This is a genomic window from Extibacter sp. GGCC_0201 (assembly GCF_017566055.1).
Lineage (GTDB): Bacteria > Bacillota > Clostridia > Lachnospirales > Lachnospiraceae > Extibacter.
In genome coordinates, this window is the sequence record NZ_JABFCH010000081.1 from 1 (window position 1) to 336 (window position 336).

The 336-nt window shown below is 48.8% G+C and carries 1 protein-coding gene; it reads right to left on the bottom strand.

The features are described 5' to 3' along the window. Positions 1-235, bottom strand: a 235-nt coding sequence (locus HJV72_RS18840) for a hypothetical protein (RefSeq protein ID WP_442899303.1), incomplete at its 3' end; no start/stop codon positions are given. Positions 236-336: the final 101 nt, after the last annotated feature.

Below are 336 nucleotides of genomic sequence, written 5' to 3' on the forward strand. Positions count from 1 at the left end.
CGTTTTTTAGGCGATTTTCGGCACTTTCAAGGCTTTTCCCGTCTATTTGTACCTTTCGGGCTGTTGCGTCCTCTATGCGCTTCGTATAGACTTCAACACGCTTTAGTTCTTGATACACCAGTTCTACCGCAAGCTGCGGGTTTACCCTTGGCGTTGTATCTTTTCTTTTCCGGGGGCTGTACTGTCCCTGCTTAACGTTGGAAGCTGCCGCTTCCGGGTGTGAGTTTGTTTCCATGAGATATGTTCATTGAGTTGCACTTCAGTTTGCTTTGTGTCCGCTCGATATGGGCGAGAGTGTAGCCTTTCCCTATCTCGCTTGCCTTATACTCCGTACCG